Annotated in this window: 17 protein-coding genes; 12 read left to right on the top strand and 5 right to left on the bottom strand. The window is 57.3% G+C overall.

What is annotated here, in order from left to right; translation table 11 throughout:
* Window positions 1-87 precede the first annotated feature (87 nt).
* The 5 genes from ACR0MJ_RS06925 (at window position 88) to ACR0MJ_RS06905 (ending at window position 6044) form a co-directional block, all read left to right on the top strand.
* Entirely contained in the window at window positions 88-975 is an 888-nt protein-coding gene (locus ACR0MJ_RS06925) for a glucosamine kinase nucleotide-binding domain-containing protein (protein ID WP_480760091.1), read from the top strand.
* Complete coding sequence (locus tag ACR0MJ_RS06920; protein ID WP_170393434.1) at window positions 962-1717, top strand: GntR family transcriptional regulator; 756 nt, start codon at window positions 962-964, stop codon at window positions 1715-1717. Before ACR0MJ_RS06925 ends, ACR0MJ_RS06920 begins: the two co-directional genes overlap by 14 nt.
* 12 nt (window positions 1718-1729) lie before the next feature.
* The gene (locus tag ACR0MJ_RS06915) at window positions 1730-2758 is read left to right on the top strand and encodes an SIS domain-containing protein (RefSeq protein WP_480760089.1); all 1029 of its coding nucleotides are present in this window, start codon (window positions 1730-1732) and stop codon (window positions 2756-2758) included.
* On the top strand, window positions 2755-3888 hold the full coding sequence (nagA, locus tag ACR0MJ_RS06910; RefSeq protein WP_170393430.1) for an N-acetylglucosamine-6-phosphate deacetylase: 1134 nt from the start codon (window positions 2755-2757) through the stop codon (window positions 3886-3888). The genes ACR0MJ_RS06915 and nagA overlap by 4 nt, the downstream gene beginning before the upstream one ends.
* A gap of 155 nt (window positions 3889-4043) precedes the next feature.
* The gene (locus ACR0MJ_RS06905) at window positions 4044-6044 is read left to right on the top strand and encodes a hypothetical protein (RefSeq protein ID WP_480760087.1); all 2001 of its coding nucleotides are present in this window, start codon (window positions 4044-4046) and stop codon (window positions 6042-6044) included.
* Between the two features lie 2 nt (window positions 6045-6046).
* Here ACR0MJ_RS06905 and ACR0MJ_RS06900 read toward each other — a convergent pair whose 3' ends face one another.
* Entirely contained in the window at window positions 6047-6349 is a 303-nt protein-coding gene (locus ACR0MJ_RS06900; RefSeq protein WP_170563212.1) for a DUF6476 family protein, read from the bottom strand.
* On the opposite strand from ACR0MJ_RS06900, the gene ACR0MJ_RS06895 reads away from it, so the two are divergent.
* Window positions 6348-7382, top strand: a complete 1035-nt coding sequence (locus ACR0MJ_RS06895) for an RluA family pseudouridine synthase (RefSeq protein ID WP_480760085.1) — start codon at window positions 6348-6350, stop codon at window positions 7380-7382. The genes ACR0MJ_RS06900 and ACR0MJ_RS06895 overlap by 2 nt on opposite strands.
* Before the next feature lie 147 nt (window positions 7383-7529).
* Window positions 7530-8426, top strand: a complete 897-nt coding sequence (gene rpoH, locus ACR0MJ_RS06890; protein ID WP_170682988.1) for an RNA polymerase sigma factor RpoH — start codon at window positions 7530-7532, stop codon at window positions 8424-8426.
* Window positions 8427-8472: 46 nt separating this feature from the next.
* Here rpoH and ACR0MJ_RS06885 read toward each other — a convergent pair whose 3' ends face one another.
* A complete protein-coding gene (locus ACR0MJ_RS06885; protein WP_170735260.1) occupies window positions 8473-9540 on the bottom strand; it encodes a fasciclin domain-containing protein in 1068 nt (355 codons plus the stop codon).
* Between the two features lie 339 nt (window positions 9541-9879).
* Here ACR0MJ_RS06885 and ACR0MJ_RS06880 point away from each other — a divergent pair, with 339 nt between their 5' ends.
* Genes ACR0MJ_RS06880 through ACR0MJ_RS06870 form a run of 3 tightly spaced genes read left to right on the top strand, consistent with a single transcriptional unit; the run spans window position 9880 to window position 12089 of the window.
* Window positions 9880-10854: a Gfo/Idh/MocA family protein gene (locus tag ACR0MJ_RS06880; protein ID WP_480760080.1), complete on the top strand. Its 975-nt coding sequence runs from the start codon at window positions 9880-9882 to the stop codon at window positions 10852-10854.
* A gap of 56 nt (window positions 10855-10910) precedes the next feature.
* Window positions 10911-11180, top strand: coding sequence for a DksA/TraR family C4-type zinc finger protein (locus tag ACR0MJ_RS06875; RefSeq protein WP_170393417.1), 270 nt, complete (start codon window positions 10911-10913; stop codon window positions 11178-11180).
* A gap of 15 nt (window positions 11181-11195) precedes the next feature.
* Complete coding sequence (locus ACR0MJ_RS06870) at window positions 11196-12089, top strand: DMT family transporter (protein WP_170393415.1); 894 nt, start codon at window positions 11196-11198, stop codon at window positions 12087-12089.
* Between the two features lie 27 nt (window positions 12090-12116).
* On the opposite strand, the gene ACR0MJ_RS06865 is transcribed toward ACR0MJ_RS06870, so the two are convergent.
* The 3 genes from ACR0MJ_RS06865 to ACR0MJ_RS06855 all read right to left on the bottom strand — a co-directional run bounded on the left by ACR0MJ_RS06865 (window position 12117) and on the right by ACR0MJ_RS06855 (window position 15278).
* Window positions 12117-13937, bottom strand: coding sequence for a M3 family oligoendopeptidase (locus tag ACR0MJ_RS06865; RefSeq protein ID WP_480760078.1), 1821 nt, complete (start codon window positions 13935-13937; stop codon window positions 12117-12119).
* A 79-nt stretch (window positions 13938-14016) separates the two neighbouring features.
* Complete coding sequence (locus ACR0MJ_RS06860) at window positions 14017-14988, bottom strand: alpha/beta hydrolase (RefSeq protein ID WP_170405086.1); 972 nt, start codon at window positions 14986-14988, stop codon at window positions 14017-14019.
* Window positions 14988-15278: an SCP2 sterol-binding domain-containing protein gene (locus tag ACR0MJ_RS06855; protein WP_170393409.1), complete on the bottom strand. Its 291-nt coding sequence runs from the start codon at window positions 15276-15278 to the stop codon at window positions 14988-14990. Before ACR0MJ_RS06855 ends, ACR0MJ_RS06860 begins: the two co-directional genes overlap by 1 nt.
* A gap of 30 nt (window positions 15279-15308) precedes the next feature.
* Here ACR0MJ_RS06855 and ACR0MJ_RS06850 point away from each other — a divergent pair, with 30 nt between their 5' ends.
* Both ACR0MJ_RS06850 and ACR0MJ_RS06845 read left to right on the top strand, forming a co-directional pair.
* Window positions 15309-15917 carry a tetratricopeptide repeat protein gene (locus ACR0MJ_RS06850; protein ID WP_170405089.1) on the top strand — a complete coding sequence of 203 codons (609 nt, stop codon included), beginning with the start codon at window positions 15309-15311 and terminating at the stop codon, window positions 15915-15917.
* Between the two features lie 23 nt (window positions 15918-15940).
* Complete coding sequence (locus ACR0MJ_RS06845; protein ID WP_480760074.1) at window positions 15941-18757, top strand: helicase-related protein; 2817 nt, start codon at window positions 15941-15943, stop codon at window positions 18755-18757.

Below are 18757 nucleotides of genomic sequence, written 5' to 3'. Positions count from 1 at the left end.
AATATTTTCAAGATTTAGACAACTATTGCTGCATTATTGCGTAATTTGGTCTTCAAAATTTGAAATAGGTATTATAAAGGTATCTCCATGAGTCGCCCTTCTGATACCATTGTGCTGGCCGCTGATGGCGGTGGAACGCGCTGCCGTCTTGCTGTTTCAGACGGCTCTGCGGTTCAGTGTGTCGAGGTTGGTGCGGCAAATGTATCAACCGATTTTGACGCAGCCTGCGCTGAGTTGATGCACGGAATTGCTGCTTTGGCCCGACGTGCCGGACTAGAGGCAACTCAAATCGCTCGTGCGCCAGCCTACTTGGGGCTGGCCGGTATCACGGGGCGCGCGCTGGCTGATCGGCTGGCAGAGAAGCTGCCATTTGACCATGTTCTGATTGAAGATGACAGGCCCGCCGCATTACGTGGTGCGTTGGGTTCGAAAGACGGTTTCGTAGCGCATTGCGGAACGGGTTCTTTTCTGGCGGTCCAGAATGGGGATCGCAGGTCATTTGCCGGGGGCTGGGGGCCTGTTCTCGGGGATCAGGCCTCGGCGCAATGGGTTGGGCGGCGGGCTTTGGCCTGTACGCTTGACTGTGTGGACGCTCTGAAGCCTGCGTCTGAATTGGCGAACAGCCTGTTGTCGCGTTTTGATGGCGCTGCTGGGATTGTCAGGACCGCCTCCAAGATGTCGCCTACCGAGTTCGGAGCGCTGGCGCCTGTTGTCACGCAACACGCAAAGCAAGGAGATGCGCTTGCGCTGTCGATCATGGAGGATAGTGCACAGTATCTGTCGGATCAGATGTTGGCGATGGGCTGGATGCCCGGCCTTTCGATCTGCCTGACCGGCGGCATCGGCCCGCAATATGCGGAATTTCTGCCTGCGCCAATGCAACAGGAATTGGCCGAACCGCTGGGCGATCCGTTGACCGGTGCCATCGCGTTGGCCCACGCCTTTCAAAAGGAGACCCGACATGAGCGTTGCTGACTTCTTGCGGCCCGAGGGTTGGCTGGGTCAGACTGCCGGTCCGCGTTACGTGCAGTTGCGGCAGCGGCTGGAGCAGGGGATTGAAGAGGGTATTCTGGCCCCGAACAGTTCACTCCCGCCCGAGCGCGAGATTGCCGAACTGACGGACCTGTCGCGGGTGACGGTCCGCAAGGCGATTCAGGAACTTGTGCGCAAAGGCGCGATTGAACAGCGGCAAGGCTCGGGATCATTCGTGCGTCAAGCGGTTGCACGGGTTGAGCAGTCGCTGTCGCATTTGACCTCGTTTACCGAAGACATGGAGAGGCGCGGTTTTGAAACGACTTCAACCTGGTTGGAGCGCGGAATATTCCTGCCGTCACCTGATGAAATGCTGGCGCTGGGCCTATCGGCGAGTGATCAGGTCGCCCGCATTCATCGTCTGCGCGCGGCTGGCGGGCGACCGATGGCGCTGGAACGCGCGGCGTTGCCGCTGGATATATTGCCCAACCCGACTGAGGTTACCGGATCTCTCTATGCCTTTCTCGAACACTCAGGCAATCGTCCGGTGCGCGCGATCCAGAAAATCTCGGCCATCAATCTCGAAGCAACCGAGGCTGGATTGCTTGATGTTGCAGAAGGTACGGCGGGGCTGCGCATTCAGCGGACCTCGTATCTAGAAAGCGGGCGCGTTGCTGAACTGACCCGATCCATCTATCACGGCGATGCTTACGATTTCGTGGCAGAGCTGCGTCTGTCAACCTGAAAGGCGGGGCTCATGTCCAGCGATACAACTCAAATGCGGCAGGAAATCAATGAGATACCTTTTGCCGTTGATCGGCTTCTCACTGATGGTGCCACGGCGATTACAAAGACGGCCATCGCGATCCGCGCGCACGATCCCGGCTTCCTGATTTCGGTTGCGCGGGGTTCGTCGGACCATGCCTGCAGCTATCTGAAATACGCTTCGGAACTGCTGCTGGGCCTGCCCATGGCCTCGGTTGGGCCGAGCGTGAAATCGATCTATGGGGTCGATATGCGATGCCCCGGTGCGCTGTGTATTTCGGTATCCCAATCGGGTCAAAGCCCCGACATCGTACAGCTGACGAAGTCCCTGACAGAAGGCGGCGCGTATTCGGTGGCGATCACGAACGATACCACGTCTGCACTGGCCCAGAACGCCACCTCGGCTCTGCCCATCCTTGCAGGCCCCGAGCTTAGCGTGGCTGCCACCAAGACTTTCGTCACCTCTCTGGTCGCCGGGCTTTGGTTGCTGGCCGAGGTCAAGGGCGACGATACCTTGCTGGCTGCAATTCACAAATTGCCGGAAGATTTATCGCGGGCGATCACCTGCGATTGGAGTGCGGTGGTCGAGGCAGTCGATGGCCAATCCCTGTTCACTCTGGGGCGGGGGATGTCCTGGGCGATCTCGAATGAGGCGGCGTTAAAATTCAAGGAAACCTGCCAAATTCATGCGGAAAGCTATTCCTCGGCCGAAGTTCTGCATGGCCCGGTTTCGATCGTGGATCAGGGCTTTCCGGTGATTGCGTTCTCGTCCGGAGACGCGGCTGAGGCCAACATCGCCGAAGTCGCCGATGCGCTCGCAGCTAAGGGCGCAAAAGTCTTCGCAACGACCAATCAGGTGTCTGATGCCGTGAGGCTACCACATGTCCGCACCACGCACTGGATGACAGATCCGGTAGCCTCAATCGCTTCGTTCTACGGTATGGTCGAAACTGTGGCCAAGCGCCGGGGCATCAATCCCGATGCACCGCGTCACCTGCGGAAAGTGACGGAGACGGTATGACCGATGCGACGATCACCTTCGCGGGCGGGCCTATCTTTGATGGTAAAACCCTGAAGGACGGCCACGCCGCCCGTTTCGTCGGCGGGCTGCTCGACAGTATTTTGCCCGAAGCCGAGTTGCCTTCGGATGAGATGGTTCAGGATCTGTCGGGCGATATTTTAAGCCCCGGCTATGTAGATTTGCAGGTGAATGGCGGCGGAGGCGTCATGTTCAACGACGATCCATCGGTCGAGACATTACAGCGTATTGCGGCGGCTCATCGCAAGCTTGGCGCGACGTCGATCCTTCCGACGCTGATCACGGACACGCCCGAAAAGACAACGGCTGCCATTTCTGCTGCTTCTCAGGCCATTCAGCGCGGAGTTCAGGGGATTGTCGGCTTGCATCTTGAGGGGCCGCATCTCTCGGTGCGACGCAAGGGCGCGCATGACGGCGGGCTGATCCGCCGGATGCAGGACGCTGATCTTGCACAGCTGATAGAAGCGGCAGGGGCGTTGCCTGCATTGATGGTTACGCTTGCGCCTGAAAGTGTCACGATTGCTCAGGTCGAAACGCTCAGCAAGGCGGGGGTCATCGTGTCGTTGGGGCACAGTGATGCCGAGTTTCAGACCTGCGTGGCTTACGCACAGGCGGGCGCGCACTGCGCCACCCATTTGTTTAACGCGATGAGTCAGTTGGGCAACCGCGAACCGGGGCTGGTTGGCGCAGTCTTGTCCAGCGGTGCGATGTCTGCCGGGTTGATAGCGGATGCAATCCATGTTCACCCGCAGACGATGCGCGCCGCCTTTGCAGCTAAACAGGGGCCGGGGCATCTGTTTCTGGTGAGCGACGCGATGGCCGTTGCTGGAACGGATCTGCAGGAATTCAAGCTGGAAGGGCGTGTCATCCAACGTGAAAACAGCAGGCTGACCTTGCCGGATGGAACCCTGGCCGGGGCCGATCTGAACCTGACCACCGCGCTGCGCGTGTTGACAACGGATGTCGGCGTTTCACTGACGGACGCCTTGGCAGCGGCCACACGCATTCCGGCGGATATCATTTCCCAGCGCTCAATCGCGCGCCTGAACTTGATCTCGCAGGCCATTCGCATTTCTCCGGATTTGTCGCAGGCCCGTCCGGCAGTTGCTTAACCTTGTGTTGCAACAAATTGCGAAACACCGCGTTTTTCACATCTCGCCTCAACTGTAGCGGTTGTGTAAGACCTTAGGCGAACGTGGTTTGGGAATGTCTGTATGTATCAGATAATTGGAATAATTGGCAGGGCATTGACCACCCGGATCGCGCAATGATCCAAACGCGTGGCGTTTTCATTGGTCGGCGCACGGATTGTTTGGGCGCGCGCCTGCTGATGATCCTGACCTGTATCCGTCTGGCCGAAGACTTTGGGACAGACTACCGGGTGAACTGGTTCCCGCAAGGCACCGATGCGCCGGAGTTGGATCATCCTGAGGAGTTATTCACCAAAGACTGGATGGATGCGCATTTCCTTGATCAGGCAGAGTTCGACACGATAAGCGCGACCGCTCTGCCAATTTGGGCCTTCCAACACGATCCATCGCCCGAGCGGCTGATCGACCATTTGGCGTCTGGCCGTTCGGTTCTGGTCGAAGAAGCGAACGAGATATTGGTCTTCCCGTGGCAAAAGATCGAAACCATCCGTCCCCGCTATCGCGATTTCATACATAGCGTTGGATTTGTGGATGAGGTTCGTCAGATCATGGATCGCGCGGATCAGAAGCTCTCGGGGCAGGGGGTTTCGGCTTACCACATTCGGCGCGGAGAAATCCTGAACGGATTACCATGGAAGCATTCGATCTGGCCCGCCAAGATCGAACCTGACGAGTTTTACGAGGCCCATCTGGAGAAATCCAAGGGCCAGACGGCGATCATGTTTTCGGATCAGCCAGAGGTGATAGACCGTTTCAAGCAACGGTTTCCGGAGCTCATGCAGATGTCGGATATCGCTGATCTGTCGGCTCTGACCCGGGCGCAGCGGGACTTTCTGGAGCTTTTTGCGATGTCACGGGCGGATCAGGTGATCGCGCCACACATATCTGGCTTTTCAATGGCTGCAGCCCGGATTTCGGGGCAGCAGCGTAAAGTGTTCCGCGATGTATTGTCCAAGGATGAGATGCAGGCGGCCAATGCGCGGTTCATCGAACGGGTTGCGAAGGGGCCATCGGCCTTTCTGAATCCCTCAGAGGCGGCGCATATCTATTCAAAGGCGGTGCAACATCTGTCAGCGCAGGATCGCTGCGAAGAGGCGTATGATAATGCGAAACCTATTCTGGACGCCGGGGCCGACAACGCCTTTATGCCACTTCTGCAATCCCTGAACTGTTTTTACCTGTCGAAGTGGCAGGAAAGCGAGGCACATGCCAAAGAGGGATTGCAGAACCCGCATCTCTGGCCCGAAGACTATACTGTTTTGTGCGCGTTGCGCGGCGCTGTTCTTGGCATGCAGGGCAAGCGCGGTGCGGCGACGCTGCACTTTGCTAAAGCGTTCTGGTCCAAACCCTTACGGCCGGATGTTGTGGTGCTGGGGTCCAGAATGCTCTACTGCGCCCAACTTGCGCTTAGGCTAATGCCGCCTGTGGATTGGTCGTTGCAGAAGGTCGTTCGGCAACGCCGATTTCCACCGTTCAATAACCTGTATCTGGTTCAGCGCAATGTTGTTGTCAGGCGTCCTTGCAACTTCGATTTCATACTCTTGGATTGGGCCGAGTTGGCGCTGGATCAACGCGCAAGTCGTATCTTTGATCACCAACAAAGATTGGAAGCGCTTTCTACCTCACTCGATGAGGTTCACGACGTACCAGCAGACGACCCGCGATTGTTGGGCGCGAGGGTGATACTACAGAGGCATCTAGGGGAAATATCCGGAGCTCAGGCGATCGATAAAACCCGCCAGATCGTAGCTGGTGTGCCGGAAAGTGCCTTGTACCAAAAGCGGCTGGCCGAACTTTACGAAGCAGAAGGCGATACCGAAGCTGCGCATCGAACGATGGCTGAGGCGCTGGCTTGTGACCCGGAAAGCCCGTTTCTCATGTTCGCCATGGGTCACTTGCTTGAGCGGACGGGCAAGATCGGGCAGGGCGAGAAGCTTATTCTGAAAGCTGCCGATCTTGATGACGTGACCGTCGTTATTCAGGGCATGGCGGGCCAGATACACATGCGGCGCGGGAACAAGAACAAGGCACGTCCCTATCTTGAGAAAGCGCGCGATCTCTATCCGCCTCACAAGCGCTTTACCAATCAGCTGAACCGGCTTTCGGGTCAGGCCTGACGCTAATCCAGCGCGACCTCTTGCCGTAGTTTTCCGGTTGTCTTGTCGAAGATCAGAATCCGATTGTCCTCGGTCACGACCGCATACCAGTTGTTGCCGATGGTCAACGCTTGCGCTTTTGCGCCGTCCGGAAGTTCGATCTGGTCGGGCAGCTTCGGAGTGCGGTCCGATAGGCGGATGACAATCAGAGCGAATGTCACTAGAACCCCGCCAATCATAACCGCGGTCAGCAACATGACCATGCGCCGCAGCAATCGAAGCTGAGGCGTTTCCTGCGGTTCCTGAGGTTCGGAAGGGACAGTCATGGGCACTCGCCTGATAGAGTTTCATATCGCGGCCGCACCGCCGCCCCGCCTTGATAAGGCGCTTGCGCGGGATGTGCCAGCGGAAGAGAACCTATCGCGTACCCGTCTGGCCCGGTTGATCAGTGACGGGGCCGTGACCGTTGATGGAATTGCGGTTGAGGACGCCAAGGCTAAGATTTCCGAAGGCGCGCTGGTTGGAATTACTGTGGCCGAGGCCGAAGATAGCCATATCGGGCCCGAGGATATCCCATTGGAGATCGTCTATGAGGACGACGATCTGATCGTGATCAACAAACCAGCAGGGATGGTCGTGCATCCGGCGCCGGGCTCGCCGAACGGGACGCTGGTCAATGCGCTGCTGCATCATTGCGGGGATGATCTCTCGGGTGTGGGGGGCGTCAAGCGCCCGGGCATCGTGCACCGGATCGACAAGGAAACCAGCGGGTTGCTGGTTGTGGCGAAATCGGATGCGGCGCATCACGGGCTGGCTGCCCAGTTCGAGGCGCATAGCGTCGAGCGCTACTATCGCGCGATCTGCTATGGTGTGCCGGATGCCAATGACCCTCGGTTGCGTGGGATCAAGGGTGTCAGTTTTGAGCCCGGCAACATCATGCGCCTAACAACTCAACTGGCGCGGCACAAGACGGATCGGCAAAAGCAGGCCGTGCTGTTTCACGGAGGCCGCCACGCAGTGACACGGGCGCGGATTGTCGAAGTTTTTGGAACGCCCGGCGGTCTGTCCTTGATCGAATGCTGGCTTGAGACGGGCAGGACACACCAGATCCGTGTCCATATGGCCCACGCTGGCCATGGTCTGGTTGGCGATCCGGTTTATGGCGGCAAACGAAAGCTGGCGGCGCGCGCCTTTACAACCGAGGCTGCAGACGCGGTGCAAGTTTTCCCACGACAAGCCCTGCATGCCGCCGTACTTGGGTTCGAACATCCAGTCACAGGCGAGATGCTACGTTTTGAGGCACCTCTGCCGCAGGATATGGCTGAGCTATTGGAAAATCTAAGAAAACCGTTGAAATAATCTGCAAAGGCTTGTGAATATGGCCTTTTCAGCTTTCCTTTACATAGGGTTAATTTCAGACTGTTATTAGATCCTCTTGAATGTTCCGGGTCGGGTACCCATATCCCATGTTAAGGGCTTAAACATTTGTCCAAGGGGCAGAAATAAATGGCAAATTACTCAAATCTTCCGGCGCCGTCTCCTGAAGGGGGACTGAACCGCTATATGCAAGAGATTCGCAAGTTTCCTCTGCTGGAGCCAGAAGAGGAATATATGCTGGCCAAGCGTTGGGTCGAGGAACAGGATACCGAGGCCGCGCATAAAATGGTCACGTCGCATCTGCGTCTGGCAGCCAAGATCGCCATGGGATACCGCGGCTATGGTCTTCCGCAAGCCGAGGTGATTTCCGAGGCCAATGTGGGCCTGATGCAGGCGGTCAAGAAGTTTGACCCCGAAAAAGGCTTCCGGCTGGCGACCTATGCCATGTGGTGGATCCGCGCTTCGATCCAGGAATACGTCCTTCGGTCGTGGTCGATGGTGAAACTGGGTACAACATCGGCGCAGAAAAAGCTGTTCTTCAACCTGCGTAAAGCAAAGGCACGCATTGGCGCGCTGGAAGAGGGTGATCTGCGTCCTGAAAACGTGGCCAAGATTGCAGAAGACCTCGGAGTGACCGAGGAAGAAGTGATCAGCATGAACCGTCGGATGTCCGGTGGCGATGCTTCGCTGAACGCGACCGTGGGGTCCGAAGGCGAAGGCACCATGCAGTGGCAGGATTGGCTGGAAGATGAAGATGCCGATCAGGCTGGCGACTACGAAGCGCGCGATGAATTGGAAGCCCGGCGCGAATTGCTCGCTGCTGCGCTGGATGTTCTGAATGACCGCGAGAAAGACATCCTGACTCAGCGCCGTCTGATGGACCAGGCTGTTACGCTGGAAGAGCTGAGCACGCAGTACAATGTCAGCCGTGAACGTATTCGTCAGATCGAAGTGCGCGCGTTCGAGAAGCTGCAAAAGAAGATGCGAGAGCTTGCGCGCGAAAAAGGTATGCTGGGTTCAAACTGACCCCAGACTGATATCAGCCCGCCATATGAGCGGGCTGATTTTTTTGTTATGCGAAAATGAAATCGGACTCGGACAGGTGGCTTGCCCAGACGCCTGACAGATAGATGCTGTCTCCGTCGTCCAACTCGATCTTGGTCCCGAAGAACTTACCGTCGATATCGTCTTCGATGTCCTCAAAGCTGTTGATGCCATCGTATTCGGACAGGTCGATCTTGTCCTTGCCGACGCGGAAATCGACAATCCAGTCGTGACCGTCGCCTTCATCGAATACAAACGTATCCTTACCGCGCCCACCAAAGAGTTTGTCATTGCCTTCGCCGCCGTCGATGATGTCTTTCCCACGACCTCCGAAGATTTTGTCATGGCCTTCATCGCCACGCAGAATATCCTTTCCGCGCCCCCCGAAGATTATGTCGTTCCCGGCACCGCCAAGCGCCACATCATTGCCCGAGCCGGTGTTGATCACGTCATTGCCACCATCACCGTGAACAAAGTCTTTGCCGCGTCCGGTAAAGATGAATTCATCGCTGCTGTCACCCAGGATAAAGTCCGTGTTCTTTTTGCCCAGAATGCCCGACACCGAGACGGGTAGAAGTACGCCGTCAAGTACGTGAATGATACCGTTTGACGCATCCACGTCGAACGCGATCAAGCCGGGATCGTCGATGCCCGGATCGGCATCGCCCAGGCTGGGAGGATCGCTTTCAAGGTTCAGTTCGACTGACGACCCAAGCAGAGTTTGGATTTCAGCCCCGTCGCCTAGACCGACCACTGTGGTGCTGTCGAACTCACCATCGACCACGTGATACTTCAAAATGTTGGTTAGCAAAGGGATAGGGTCTCCGCCGCCAAGCAGGGTGAGCGCCTTGATGATGTGGCCCAATGCTCCAGCCTCGTCATCGCCTTGATACCCAAGTGTTTGTGCCAGAGCAATAAAGGCGGCGTCATTTGGGGCAAAGACGGTCAGTTCTGCCTCAGGATTGTCCAGCGTTTCCGCCAGCCCGGCTGCAATCACCGCTTCGCGGAGAATGTCGAAATCCTGATTGTCGCTGTCAAACGTTCCGGGATCACCGCTTTTTAGCACTGTTCCTGTAATCGTATGTGTTGCTGGCATTTCAGTAAGCCTCCCACCCTGTTTGCCGTTGCTCCGGATGCTGCCAGAGCACCATCCGAGCATGATTCAGTCGATGTTTGAGCTACGGCGGCAGTATCAGACTGGATCAACAATACTGATTTGCGAGGGCAGGTTTGACGCTGATCGATTTTAGATTATCGATATAAAGTATAAGGTTATCGGGGTCTTTTAATCTCATCAAAAAATTTATTGAGGCGTATGATTTTCAAATAGATAGAGATAGGACTGACTTATTGGCAGGTGGTTGATAGACAGATCAGGAACTGAATTACATTGAGCTCGCCGTGAGCGGGTTACATCAATTTTTAGGGGGCGCAAATGCATAAACCGGTCAATTGGGGTGTTCTGGGTGCAGCCAGATTCGCACGACAACACATGGCGCCCGCCATCCATGCGGCAGAGGGCGCGCGGCTGGCGGGGTTGGCGACCTCGGATCCGGCCAAGGCCGAGCCCTTTGCCAGATATTGCCCTGATTTGAATGTCTACAACAGCTATGAGGCATTGCTAGCCGATCCTGAGATTGAGGCGGTGTACATCCCGCTGCCCAACCATCTTCACGTCGAATGGAGCCTGAAGGCGCTGGATGCTGGCAAGCATGTGCTGTGCGAAAAGCCGATGACCATGCGGGCCGATGAGTTTGACGCGCTGATCGCAAAGAGGGACCAGACGGGTTTGCTGGCTGCCGAAGCATATATGATCGTGCATCACCCTCAGTGGCATCTGACCCGTAAACTGATCGCGGACGGAGCGATCGGCCGGCTGGTCCATGTCACCGGGGCGTTCAGCTATGACAACCGGGCGGACACGGGCAACATCCGCAACCGTGCGGAAACCGGTGGGGGCGGGCTGCGTGACATCGGGGTGTATGTTATCGGCAGCGCTCGGTTTGCGACTGGGCAAGAGCCGGTCTTGGTCAGCGGTGCGATCCGGTGGGAAAATGACGTGGATGTCTTCACCGAAATACGCGCGCAGTTTCCCGAATTTACCTATTCCGCCTACGTCTCAACACGCATGCATCCACATCAGGAAATGGTGTTTCACGGAGAAGGTGGCATGATCCGTCTGACTGCTCCGTTCAATGCCCGTGTGTTCGGCGAGGCGCGGGTTGAACTGCACCGACCGGGCCTTGAGGTTCTGGTGCCCCGGTTTCCTGCGGACAACCACTATCAATTGCAGGTCGAAGCGTTCTGCCAATCGGTTCGCGAAGGGGTTGAATATCCCTGTTCGTTGGAATTCGTGAGGGGCACACAAGAGGTTATCGATCAGGTCTTTGACGCCGCCGTTTCGCTCTAGCTTGCCACCCCTGTGGTGTCTCGCGTATCCTGTCCCGACCGGATCAGGAGGGCTAAATGGCGGGCGGCTGGGCGCGCGATGGCGCGGTGAGTGAACAGATCGAAGCTTCGATTTCCGATGAGCTGGCGCGGATGCAGGCGCAAAAGCGACCTGTGGGCGAAAGCCTGACACATTGTGCTGAATGCGAAGAACCGATCCCCGAAAAACGCCGCCTTGCTCTGCCCGGCGTAAAGCTGTGCCTGGACTGTCAGCAAGAGCGTGACAGCAGCTTCAAATCCCGCGGCGGGATCAATCGGCGGGGTTCGAAAGACAGTCAGTTAAAATAACGCGAGGAGCACCCGGTGAAGGATCAGCCGCAGAGATCAGTACTGCAAAACGGGTTGGTTCTTGGGTTCCTAGCCGCGTTTCTATGGGGCACGCACAGCGTTATCGTGCGATATTTGACTAGTGATCTCGGCGGGTTACAGATTGCCGTGTCGCGCCTGTTCATTGCTGCTTTTGCGATTTACTGCATGTTGCGGGTGATGGGTGCACGGGTTTCAATCCAGTACAGGGATTGGAACTTCCGACTGGCGGTGTTGTCGACGGTGGTGAACTATATTTTGTTCCATATCGGCCTGGAGCATACAGGTGCCGCGAATGCGATGGTGCTTGAGAATACCGCGCCGTTCTTTGTGTTGATATTCCTGTATTTCTTCGCGGATACCACCGTTGGCCGGACTGATGTATTGGCGACCTTGCTGGCGATCCTCGGTGTGTTTCTGACCGTCTATCGGGATTTTCAAGGCGGGGGAGAACCCCTGCTGGGCGATCTGATGGAAATCGGGGCGGGACTTAGCTGGGCGGTGTTCCTGATTTCCAGCAGCCGCGCGATGCAGTCATCTGAGACCACTGCCGAAAGGTTGAACTTCCTGTTTGGCATCTTTTTGTGCTCGGGTGTTTTGCTGGTGCCACTGGCGGCTTTTTCTATTCAGATGCCGACCGCAAACGACGTGATCTTCTTGATCCTTCTGGGCGTTTTGCCGACCGCGCTTGCCTATTATCTTTGGTACGAGGCCGCCGCCCGCGTGTCGACATTGACGGCGACGTTGCTATTCGCCGCCTCGGTTGTGTTTACCTTTGTCAACTCGGCACTGTTTCTGGGCGCAACGATCACACCGCTTTCGATTGTTGGCGCGGTATTGATTGTCACGGCCATTTTCGTGACGACGATGAAATCAGCCAAAGAGAAATGAGGCAGCCATACAGGCTGCCTTTCAACTTTAGCTTTCCATCGCTTCCAGTTCGTCAATAAAGCCCGAGATCATCGACAGGCCTTTGTCCCAGAACTCAGGGTCGCTGGCGTCCAGTCCGAACGGGGCCAGAAGCTCTTTGTGGTGCTTGGAGCCACCAGCCCGCAGCATTTCGAAATACTTGTCCTCGAACCCGTCCGCACCGCTTTCGTAAACCGAATAGAGCGCGTTCACCAAGCCGTCGCCAAACGCATAGGCATAGACGTAGAACGGTGAGTGGACGAAGTGCGGGATATAGGCCCAGAAGGTCTTGTACCCGTCCATGAATTCGAATGCGGGGCCAAGGCTTTCAGCCTGAACGCTCATCCAAAGGGCGTTGATGTCGTCTGGTGTCAGCTCGCCCTCACGACGGGCGGCGTGCAGTTTGCATTCAAAGTCATAGAAGGCGATCTGGCGGACGACTGTGTTGATCATGTCCTCGACCTTACCGGCCAGAAGCACCTTTCGCTGTTCCGCTGTCTCGGCCTGATCCAGCATTTTGCGGAAGGTCAGCATTTCACCAAAGACCGAAGCAGTTTCGGCCAAGGTCAGCGGGGTCGATGAAAGCATCTCGCCCTGATCGGCGGCCAATACCTGATGCACGCCGTGGCCCAATTCATGCGCCAAGGTCATCACATCGCGCGGTTTGCCCAGATAGTTGAGCATCACGTAGGGATGAACTTCGGTCACGGTGGGATGCGCAAAGGCGCCAGGCGCTTTGCCGGGCTTCACGGCCGCATCGATCCAACCCTTCGAGAAGAAGGGAGCTGCGATCTCACCCATCCGAGGATCAAACGCGTTATAGGCGTCCATCACCGTCTTCTCGGCCTCGAACCAATCGACGATGCGAGTGTCCTCCATCGGCAACGGAGCATTACGGTCCCACACTTGCATCACGTCCAGACCAAGCCATTTGCGTTTCAGTTCGTAGTAACGATGGCTCAGCTTGGGGTAGGCGGCCACAACGGCTTCGCGCAGGGCTTCGACCACTTCGGGCTCGACATCGTTCGACAGGTGACGACCGGTCTGGGCAGATGGCATTTTGCGCCAGCGATCAACGATCTCTTTTTCTTTGGCCTGCGTGTTATGAACGCGCGCGAAGGTTTTGATGTTGCTTTGGAAAACGTTGGCGAGTTCGCGCGCTGCGGCTTCACGCTTGGCGCGATCCTGCTCGGTCAGCAGGTTCAGCGTACCTTCGATATTCAGCTCTTCACCATCGACGGTGAAGGTCAGACCCGCGATTGTTTCGTCGAACAGGCGTTCCCACGCGTCACCGACAACGCCGAGGTCGTGCAGAAATTTCTCAAGCTCGTCGGATAGTTGATAAGGCTTCATCGCGCGGATACGGCGGAACACGGGCTCATACCGGGCCAGATCAGCATTGGCGGCGAAATGCGCAGCCAGCGCGTCATCGTCGATGCGATTCAGTTCCAGTGTGAAGAACACCAGAGGCGTCGTGAAGACGGTGATCCTCTCCTGCATGTCCGACAGGAACTTGGCGCGATCCGCGTTAGTGGTCAGTTGGTAATAGCGCAATCCGGCAAAGGACATGATCCGCCCGGCGATGGCGTTGATCTTTTCGTTGCGCAGCACGCAGGTCAGCAGGCCAGCTGCGTCCAATTCGGCCAGCTTACCCTCATAATCTGTGGCAAAGGACGCACATTCGCCTTCCAGCCAGTCCAGATCGCGGGCCAGTTCGGGTGCATCTTCCGAGGCATAGAGGTCCGTCAGATCCCATTCCGGCAAATTGCCCAGATCATCGGCACCGCCGCCTGCATTTGCATCACGGACGGGAAAGGGAAGGTCGCGCATGGAACACCTCGAATAAACTGCGTTGGCAAACATTTAGGCGCGGCACGTCCGGATCACAAGCAAGCTGTCTGGTCAAACCTTAATGACAGGGCTCGGGTTTTGGTTTCGCCGCGGCTGCCGCGAAATGTGCAGCAAGTTGATCAAAGACCGGCCCGCGCACCTCGGGTGCCTCCATCAGAACTTCGTGTTCGCCGTTGGGAATCTCGACCAGAGTACCGCTAGGCCAGTTGGCCATACGTGCCCGAATGGCCTTGCGGTCCACGATCTGTTCATGGCTACCCAAGAAGGTCAGGGCAGGGATCTCGGGCGCGGCCTGTTCCACCAGCCAGGTGCATTCATCCAGCGCCTCGCGCAGCCAGATGGTAGACGGTGCGCCCAAAGCAAGTTCAGGGTGTGCGGCCAACTGATCCTGCATCATTCGGTACATCGCCGGATCGCGTGTCAGCACGTTTCCTTCGAAGGGCTGTGAGGCCACATAGCTCTCTAGCGTGGTGGTGGGCGGGGTTTTCTCGCCCAAGCCCAAGCGTGGCCCCCAATAGGCAGTTAGCTGGCTGAGTGGCTTCATGATTGGTGTAAAGAAAATCCCCCACATCGGGCCCGTAAAGGCGCAGGCCGCAAAATCAGCCCCCTCCAAAACGGCGCGAAGCCCGATAGCTCCGCCCATGGAATGGCCTATGACGTACCAGGGCTTGGGCAACTCCAGTTGTTCGGCCAGTTTCAGTATTGAGCGAACGTCGTGCTGGTAATCGGTGAATTGTTCGACATGACCGATCCGCGGATCATCCAGCAGGCGATCTGCAAGCCCTTGCCCGCGCCAATCGACCGCGAGACTTGCAAAGCCCCGGTTCACAAATTCCTTGGCGGTATCACCATATTTTTCGATGTATTCCGTGCGACCGGGGAAAAGCATCACCGTGCCGTGCGCATCGCCGTCGGGCAGCCAATGTGCCACGCGGATACGTTTGCCATCTTCGGTGATCAGCCAATGCGCCGCACCATCGGCAGGGCCGCCGGCCACGTCTTCGAATAAGGGGGCCGGCGAAAACTCCATCAGGCCAGCACCGAGGCGAGTTTCATGGCAATACCCATGTCTCCGTCAACGCTCAGCTTGCCGGACATGAACGCACCGGTTGGGTTCAGGTCACCGCTGAGGATCTGTTCAAAGGTGTCCGCATCGGCGCTGAGGGTCACATCAGCATCTTCGTCGCTTACCCGCGCACCGCTTGCATCCAGAATGATAGAACCCAGATCGGCAATGGCAAATTTGGCTGACGCATCGAAATCGCCGCCCGACAGTTTCTCATTCAATGCCGCCGCGGCTTTTTCCAGAATATCGCTCATGGTCTTCCTCATATTGTTCATGCGCCGTGAATGGACATCCCCGGTCGCTACGCTACACTGACCATTGTTATGGGTATTGCAATCACCAATCTCAAACGTACCGTCGCGGCACTTGCCGTCATAGTCACGTTTTCCACCAGTTGCATCGCGCAGCAGGCGGATTCGCGGGACGAGGCATCACTGTTGCAGCAACTGGCACAATCGACGCCCGAACAGGCCATCGGATTGGATCGGCAATTGCAGGCGCTGTGGTCACAATCAGGTTCGGCTTCAGCGGATTTGCTGTTGGAACGCGGACGCGAAGCGCTGGATGACGGGGATGTCGAGGCCGCGCTTGATCATTTGACGGCGCTTACCGATCACGCACCCGAATTTGCCGAGGGTTGGCATGTGCGCGCTTCGGTTTTCTTCGGCATTGACAGGTTTGGCATGGCTGCGGCGGATCTTGAACAGGCATTGACGCTGAATCCGAACAACTACGACGCTATCTACGGCCTTGGCCTCATCTTTGAGATCGTGGGCAAGCCAGAACAAGCACTTGAGGCCTATTCACGTGCGCTGGCTATACATCCCCATCATGAAGAAGTAACCAATGCCGTGAATCGGCTGAAGCCTCAGGTTGAAGGCAAGGCGCTGTAAGTCTCAGGGCGCAGGGGGCAAAGGTGAGCGGGTCATCCCGAATCGTGGCCGTACTTGGCCCGACGAACACAGGTAAAACTCACTACGCGATTGAACGTATGCTGGGGTACCGGACCGGTGTCATCGGTCTGCCGCTGCGGCTGCTCGCGCGCGAGGTCTATGACAAGATTGTCGCTATTCGCGGTCCGTCTGTTGTGGCGCTGGTGACAGGCGAGGAACGGATCGTACCGCCGCGCACGCAATACTGGGTCTGTACAGTTGAGGCGATGCCAGAAGGCATGGGCACTGATTTTGTGGCGATTGACGAAATTCAGCTTTGCGTGGATCCCGAACGCGGCCATGTCTTTACTGATCGCCTGTTGCGGTCGCGCGGCACCAATGAAACGCTGTTTCTCGGCTCTGACACAATGCGCGGCCCCATCGCGGCCCTTGTGCCCGAAGCGCAGTTCATCCGGCGTGAACGGATGTCTCAGCTGGTCTATTCCGGTTCGAAAAAGATCAGCCGAATGCCTGCGCGCAGTGCGATCGTCGGATTCTCGGTCGACAATGTCTATGCCATCGCCGAGCTGCTTCGTCGCCAAAAGGGCGGGGCGGCGGTCGTCATGGGGGCGCTCAGCCCTCGCACGCGGAATGCGCAGGTTGACCTCTATCAAAACGGTGAGGTTGATTATCTGGTGGCTACGGATGCCATCGGTATGGGGTTGAACCTGGATGTGAACCATGTGGCGTTCTCATCTCTGACCAAGTTTGATGGCCGCCGAATGCGGCCTCTGGCCCCCAACGAGTTGGCCCAGATCGCAGGACGGGCCGGGCGCGGAATGTCGGATGGCACGTTTGGTGTGACGGGCGAGGCTCCGCCGCTGGATGAGGGCGTAGCCCAAGCCATTATGGACAGCCGGTTCACGCCTATGAAAAAGTTGAATTGGCGGAATGCCGCTTTGCGGTTCGGCTCAATCGACGCACTAATCGACTCGCTTGAGGTCAGCCCAGACAATGAGCACCTGATCAAAGCGCGGCCAGCTGACGATCTGAACGTCATGAAATCTCTGTCCCAAGTCACCGAAGTCGTTGCCCGTGCCAGCGATGGACCGTCGATCCGTTTGCTATGGGATGTGTGCAGAATCCCCGATTTTCGCGGCATCAGCCATGCCGAACATGCCAGCCTGCTTGAGGTGATCTATGGCCATCTGCATGAGCGCGGAAGTATCCCCGATGATTTCATGGCGCGGCAAATCCGCCGTATCGACCAAACCCATGGCGACATTGATGCATTGTCCAAAAGGTTGGCATATATTCGCACTTGGACATATGTTGCGCAACGAAACGGTTGGGTGCGTGACGAATCCCATTGGCGCGAGGAAACGCGCACTGTAGAAGACAGGCTGTCGGACGCTCTTCACGACCGTTTGACTCAGCGATTTGTGGACCGGCGCACGTCAGTGTTGCTGCGCCGGCTCAAACAGAAGGAGGCCCTTTTGGCCGAAGTAAATGACAAGGGTGAAGTGACCGTCGAAGGTGAATTCGTCGGTCGTCTGGAAGGGTTCCGGTTTACCCCGGACAAAAGCGCGCAGGGGACTGAAGCGAAAGCCTTGAAGTCAGCCTCTCTGCAAGCACTCGCGCCGCAATTCCATCTGCGTGCCGATCGCTTCTACAATGCGCCCGATACCGAAATTGATTTCACCGATCAGGGTGGCCTGATGTGGGGCGAGTATGCCGTGGGCAAACTTGTTGCCGGTGCCGAGCCTCTCAAGCCTGTGGTCGAGGTTTTTGTCGATGAGGCCGCCGGGCCGGACGTGGAACAGAAGGTTCAGCGCCGCCTGCAGCATTTCATCGACCGCAAAGTGGCAGCCCTGTTCGAACCGCTTCTGAACCTGTCGCGGGATGAAGAATTGACGGGCCTGGCGAAGGGCTTTGCCTTCCGTATGGTCGAGTCGTTGGGCGTGCTGCCCCGTGTGCAGGTTGCGCAAGAGGTCAAGGATCTGGATCAGGACGCCCGTGGTGCGCTGCGTAAACATGGCATCCGGTTCGGTCAATTCACCATCTTCATGCCGCTGCTGCTGAAACCCGCGCCAACGCGCCTGCGTCTGGTACTATGGGCATTGTCCGGCGGCTTGCAGGAGTTCCCCGAAGCACCACCTCCGGGTCTGGTTACCGTTCCGGTCGCCAAGGACGCGCCGCAGGGCTACGACACCATGTGCGGCTACCGCGATGCGGGCGAACGCTCAATCCGGATCGATATGCTGGAACGGCTGGCCGACATGCTGCGGTCCGAGGATAGCCGCGGTGGGTTCGAAGCCAAACCCGACATGTTGTCAATTACCGGCATGACCTTGGAACAGTTTGCAGACCTGATGCAGGGACTGGGTTACAAGGCCGAACGCGGCGAACGTGAGAAGGCCAAGCCGGTCCCCACGGAGCAGCCTGTGGCGGAAGCCGAGGAACAACCCGTCGTCGATGAGACACCGACCGCAAATGCCGAAGCGGATGACGTCGGTATAACCGCCGAGGCGGTAGCCGAAGCCTCCGAAAGCACCGAGGCGGCAGCAGAGGCTCCGGCCACTGAGAAATCAGCAGAGTCCAAATCGGATGAGCCCGAAATTGAGGTGTTCTACACCTTCACTTGGGGGCGCCAACGTCAGCAAAACCGTGGTCCGCGTCGCGAGCAGGGGCAGGGCAAGGGCAAGCCGCGTGGTAAACCTCAGGGCAAGCCGCATGGCAAGAAGGGGGGCAAGCCTCAGGGCGCCAAGACCTTCTCGTCACGGCCACCCAAAAAGGAAAAGGCAATCGATCCCGATAACCCATTTGCGGCAGCGTTGATGGGTCTGAAGGACGGCAACTGA

This window comes from Ruegeria sp. C6, assembly GCF_056537625.1.
The sequence above is the reverse complement of the archived record's forward strand: the minus strand, read 5'-3'. Positions and strand labels throughout refer to the sequence as shown.

Excerpts from the sequence above, each read along its gene's own strand:
- ACR0MJ_RS06925 (WP_480760091.1), top strand. The coding sequence starts at position 88 with ATGAGTCGCCCTTCTGATACCATTGTGCTGGCCGCTGATGGCGGTGGA.
- ACR0MJ_RS06920 (WP_170393434.1), top strand. The coding sequence starts at position 962 with ATGAGCGTTGCTGACTTCTTGCGGCCCGAGGGTTGGCTGGGTCAGACT.
- ACR0MJ_RS06915 (WP_480760089.1), top strand. The coding sequence starts at position 1,730 with ATGTCCAGCGATACAACTCAAATGCGGCAGGAAATCAATGAGATACCT.
- nagA (WP_170393430.1), top strand. The coding sequence starts at position 2,755 with ATGACCGATGCGACGATCACCTTCGCGGGCGGGCCTATCTTTGATGGT.
- ACR0MJ_RS06905 (WP_480760087.1), top strand. The coding sequence starts at position 4,044 with ATGATCCAAACGCGTGGCGTTTTCATTGGTCGGCGCACGGATTGTTTG.
- ACR0MJ_RS06895 (WP_480760085.1), top strand. The coding sequence starts at position 6,348 with ATGGGCACTCGCCTGATAGAGTTTCATATCGCGGCCGCACCGCCGCCC.
- ACR0MJ_RS06900 (WP_170563212.1), bottom strand. The coding sequence starts at position 6,349 with ATGACTGTCCCTTCCGAACCTCAGGAACCGCAGGAAACGCCTCAGCTT.
- rpoH (WP_170682988.1), top strand. The coding sequence starts at position 7,530 with ATGGCAAATTACTCAAATCTTCCGGCGCCGTCTCCTGAAGGGGGACTG.
- ACR0MJ_RS06885 (WP_170735260.1), bottom strand. The coding sequence starts at position 9,540 with ATGCCAGCAACACATACGATTACAGGAACAGTGCTAAAAAGCGGTGAT.
- ACR0MJ_RS06880 (WP_480760080.1), top strand. The coding sequence starts at position 9,880 with ATGCATAAACCGGTCAATTGGGGTGTTCTGGGTGCAGCCAGATTCGCA.
- ACR0MJ_RS06875 (WP_170393417.1), top strand. The coding sequence starts at position 10,911 with ATGGCGGGCGGCTGGGCGCGCGATGGCGCGGTGAGTGAACAGATCGAA.
- ACR0MJ_RS06865 (WP_480760078.1), bottom strand. The coding sequence starts at position 13,937 with ATGCGCGACCTTCCCTTTCCCGTCCGTGATGCAAATGCAGGCGGCGGT.
- ACR0MJ_RS06860 (WP_170405086.1), bottom strand. The coding sequence starts at position 14,988 with ATGGAGTTTTCGCCGGCCCCCTTATTCGAAGACGTGGCCGGCGGCCCT.
- ACR0MJ_RS06855 (WP_170393409.1), bottom strand. The coding sequence starts at position 15,278 with ATGAGCGATATTCTGGAAAAAGCCGCGGCGGCATTGAATGAGAAACTG.
- ACR0MJ_RS06850 (WP_170405089.1), top strand. The coding sequence starts at position 15,309 with ATGGACATCCCCGGTCGCTACGCTACACTGACCATTGTTATGGGTATT.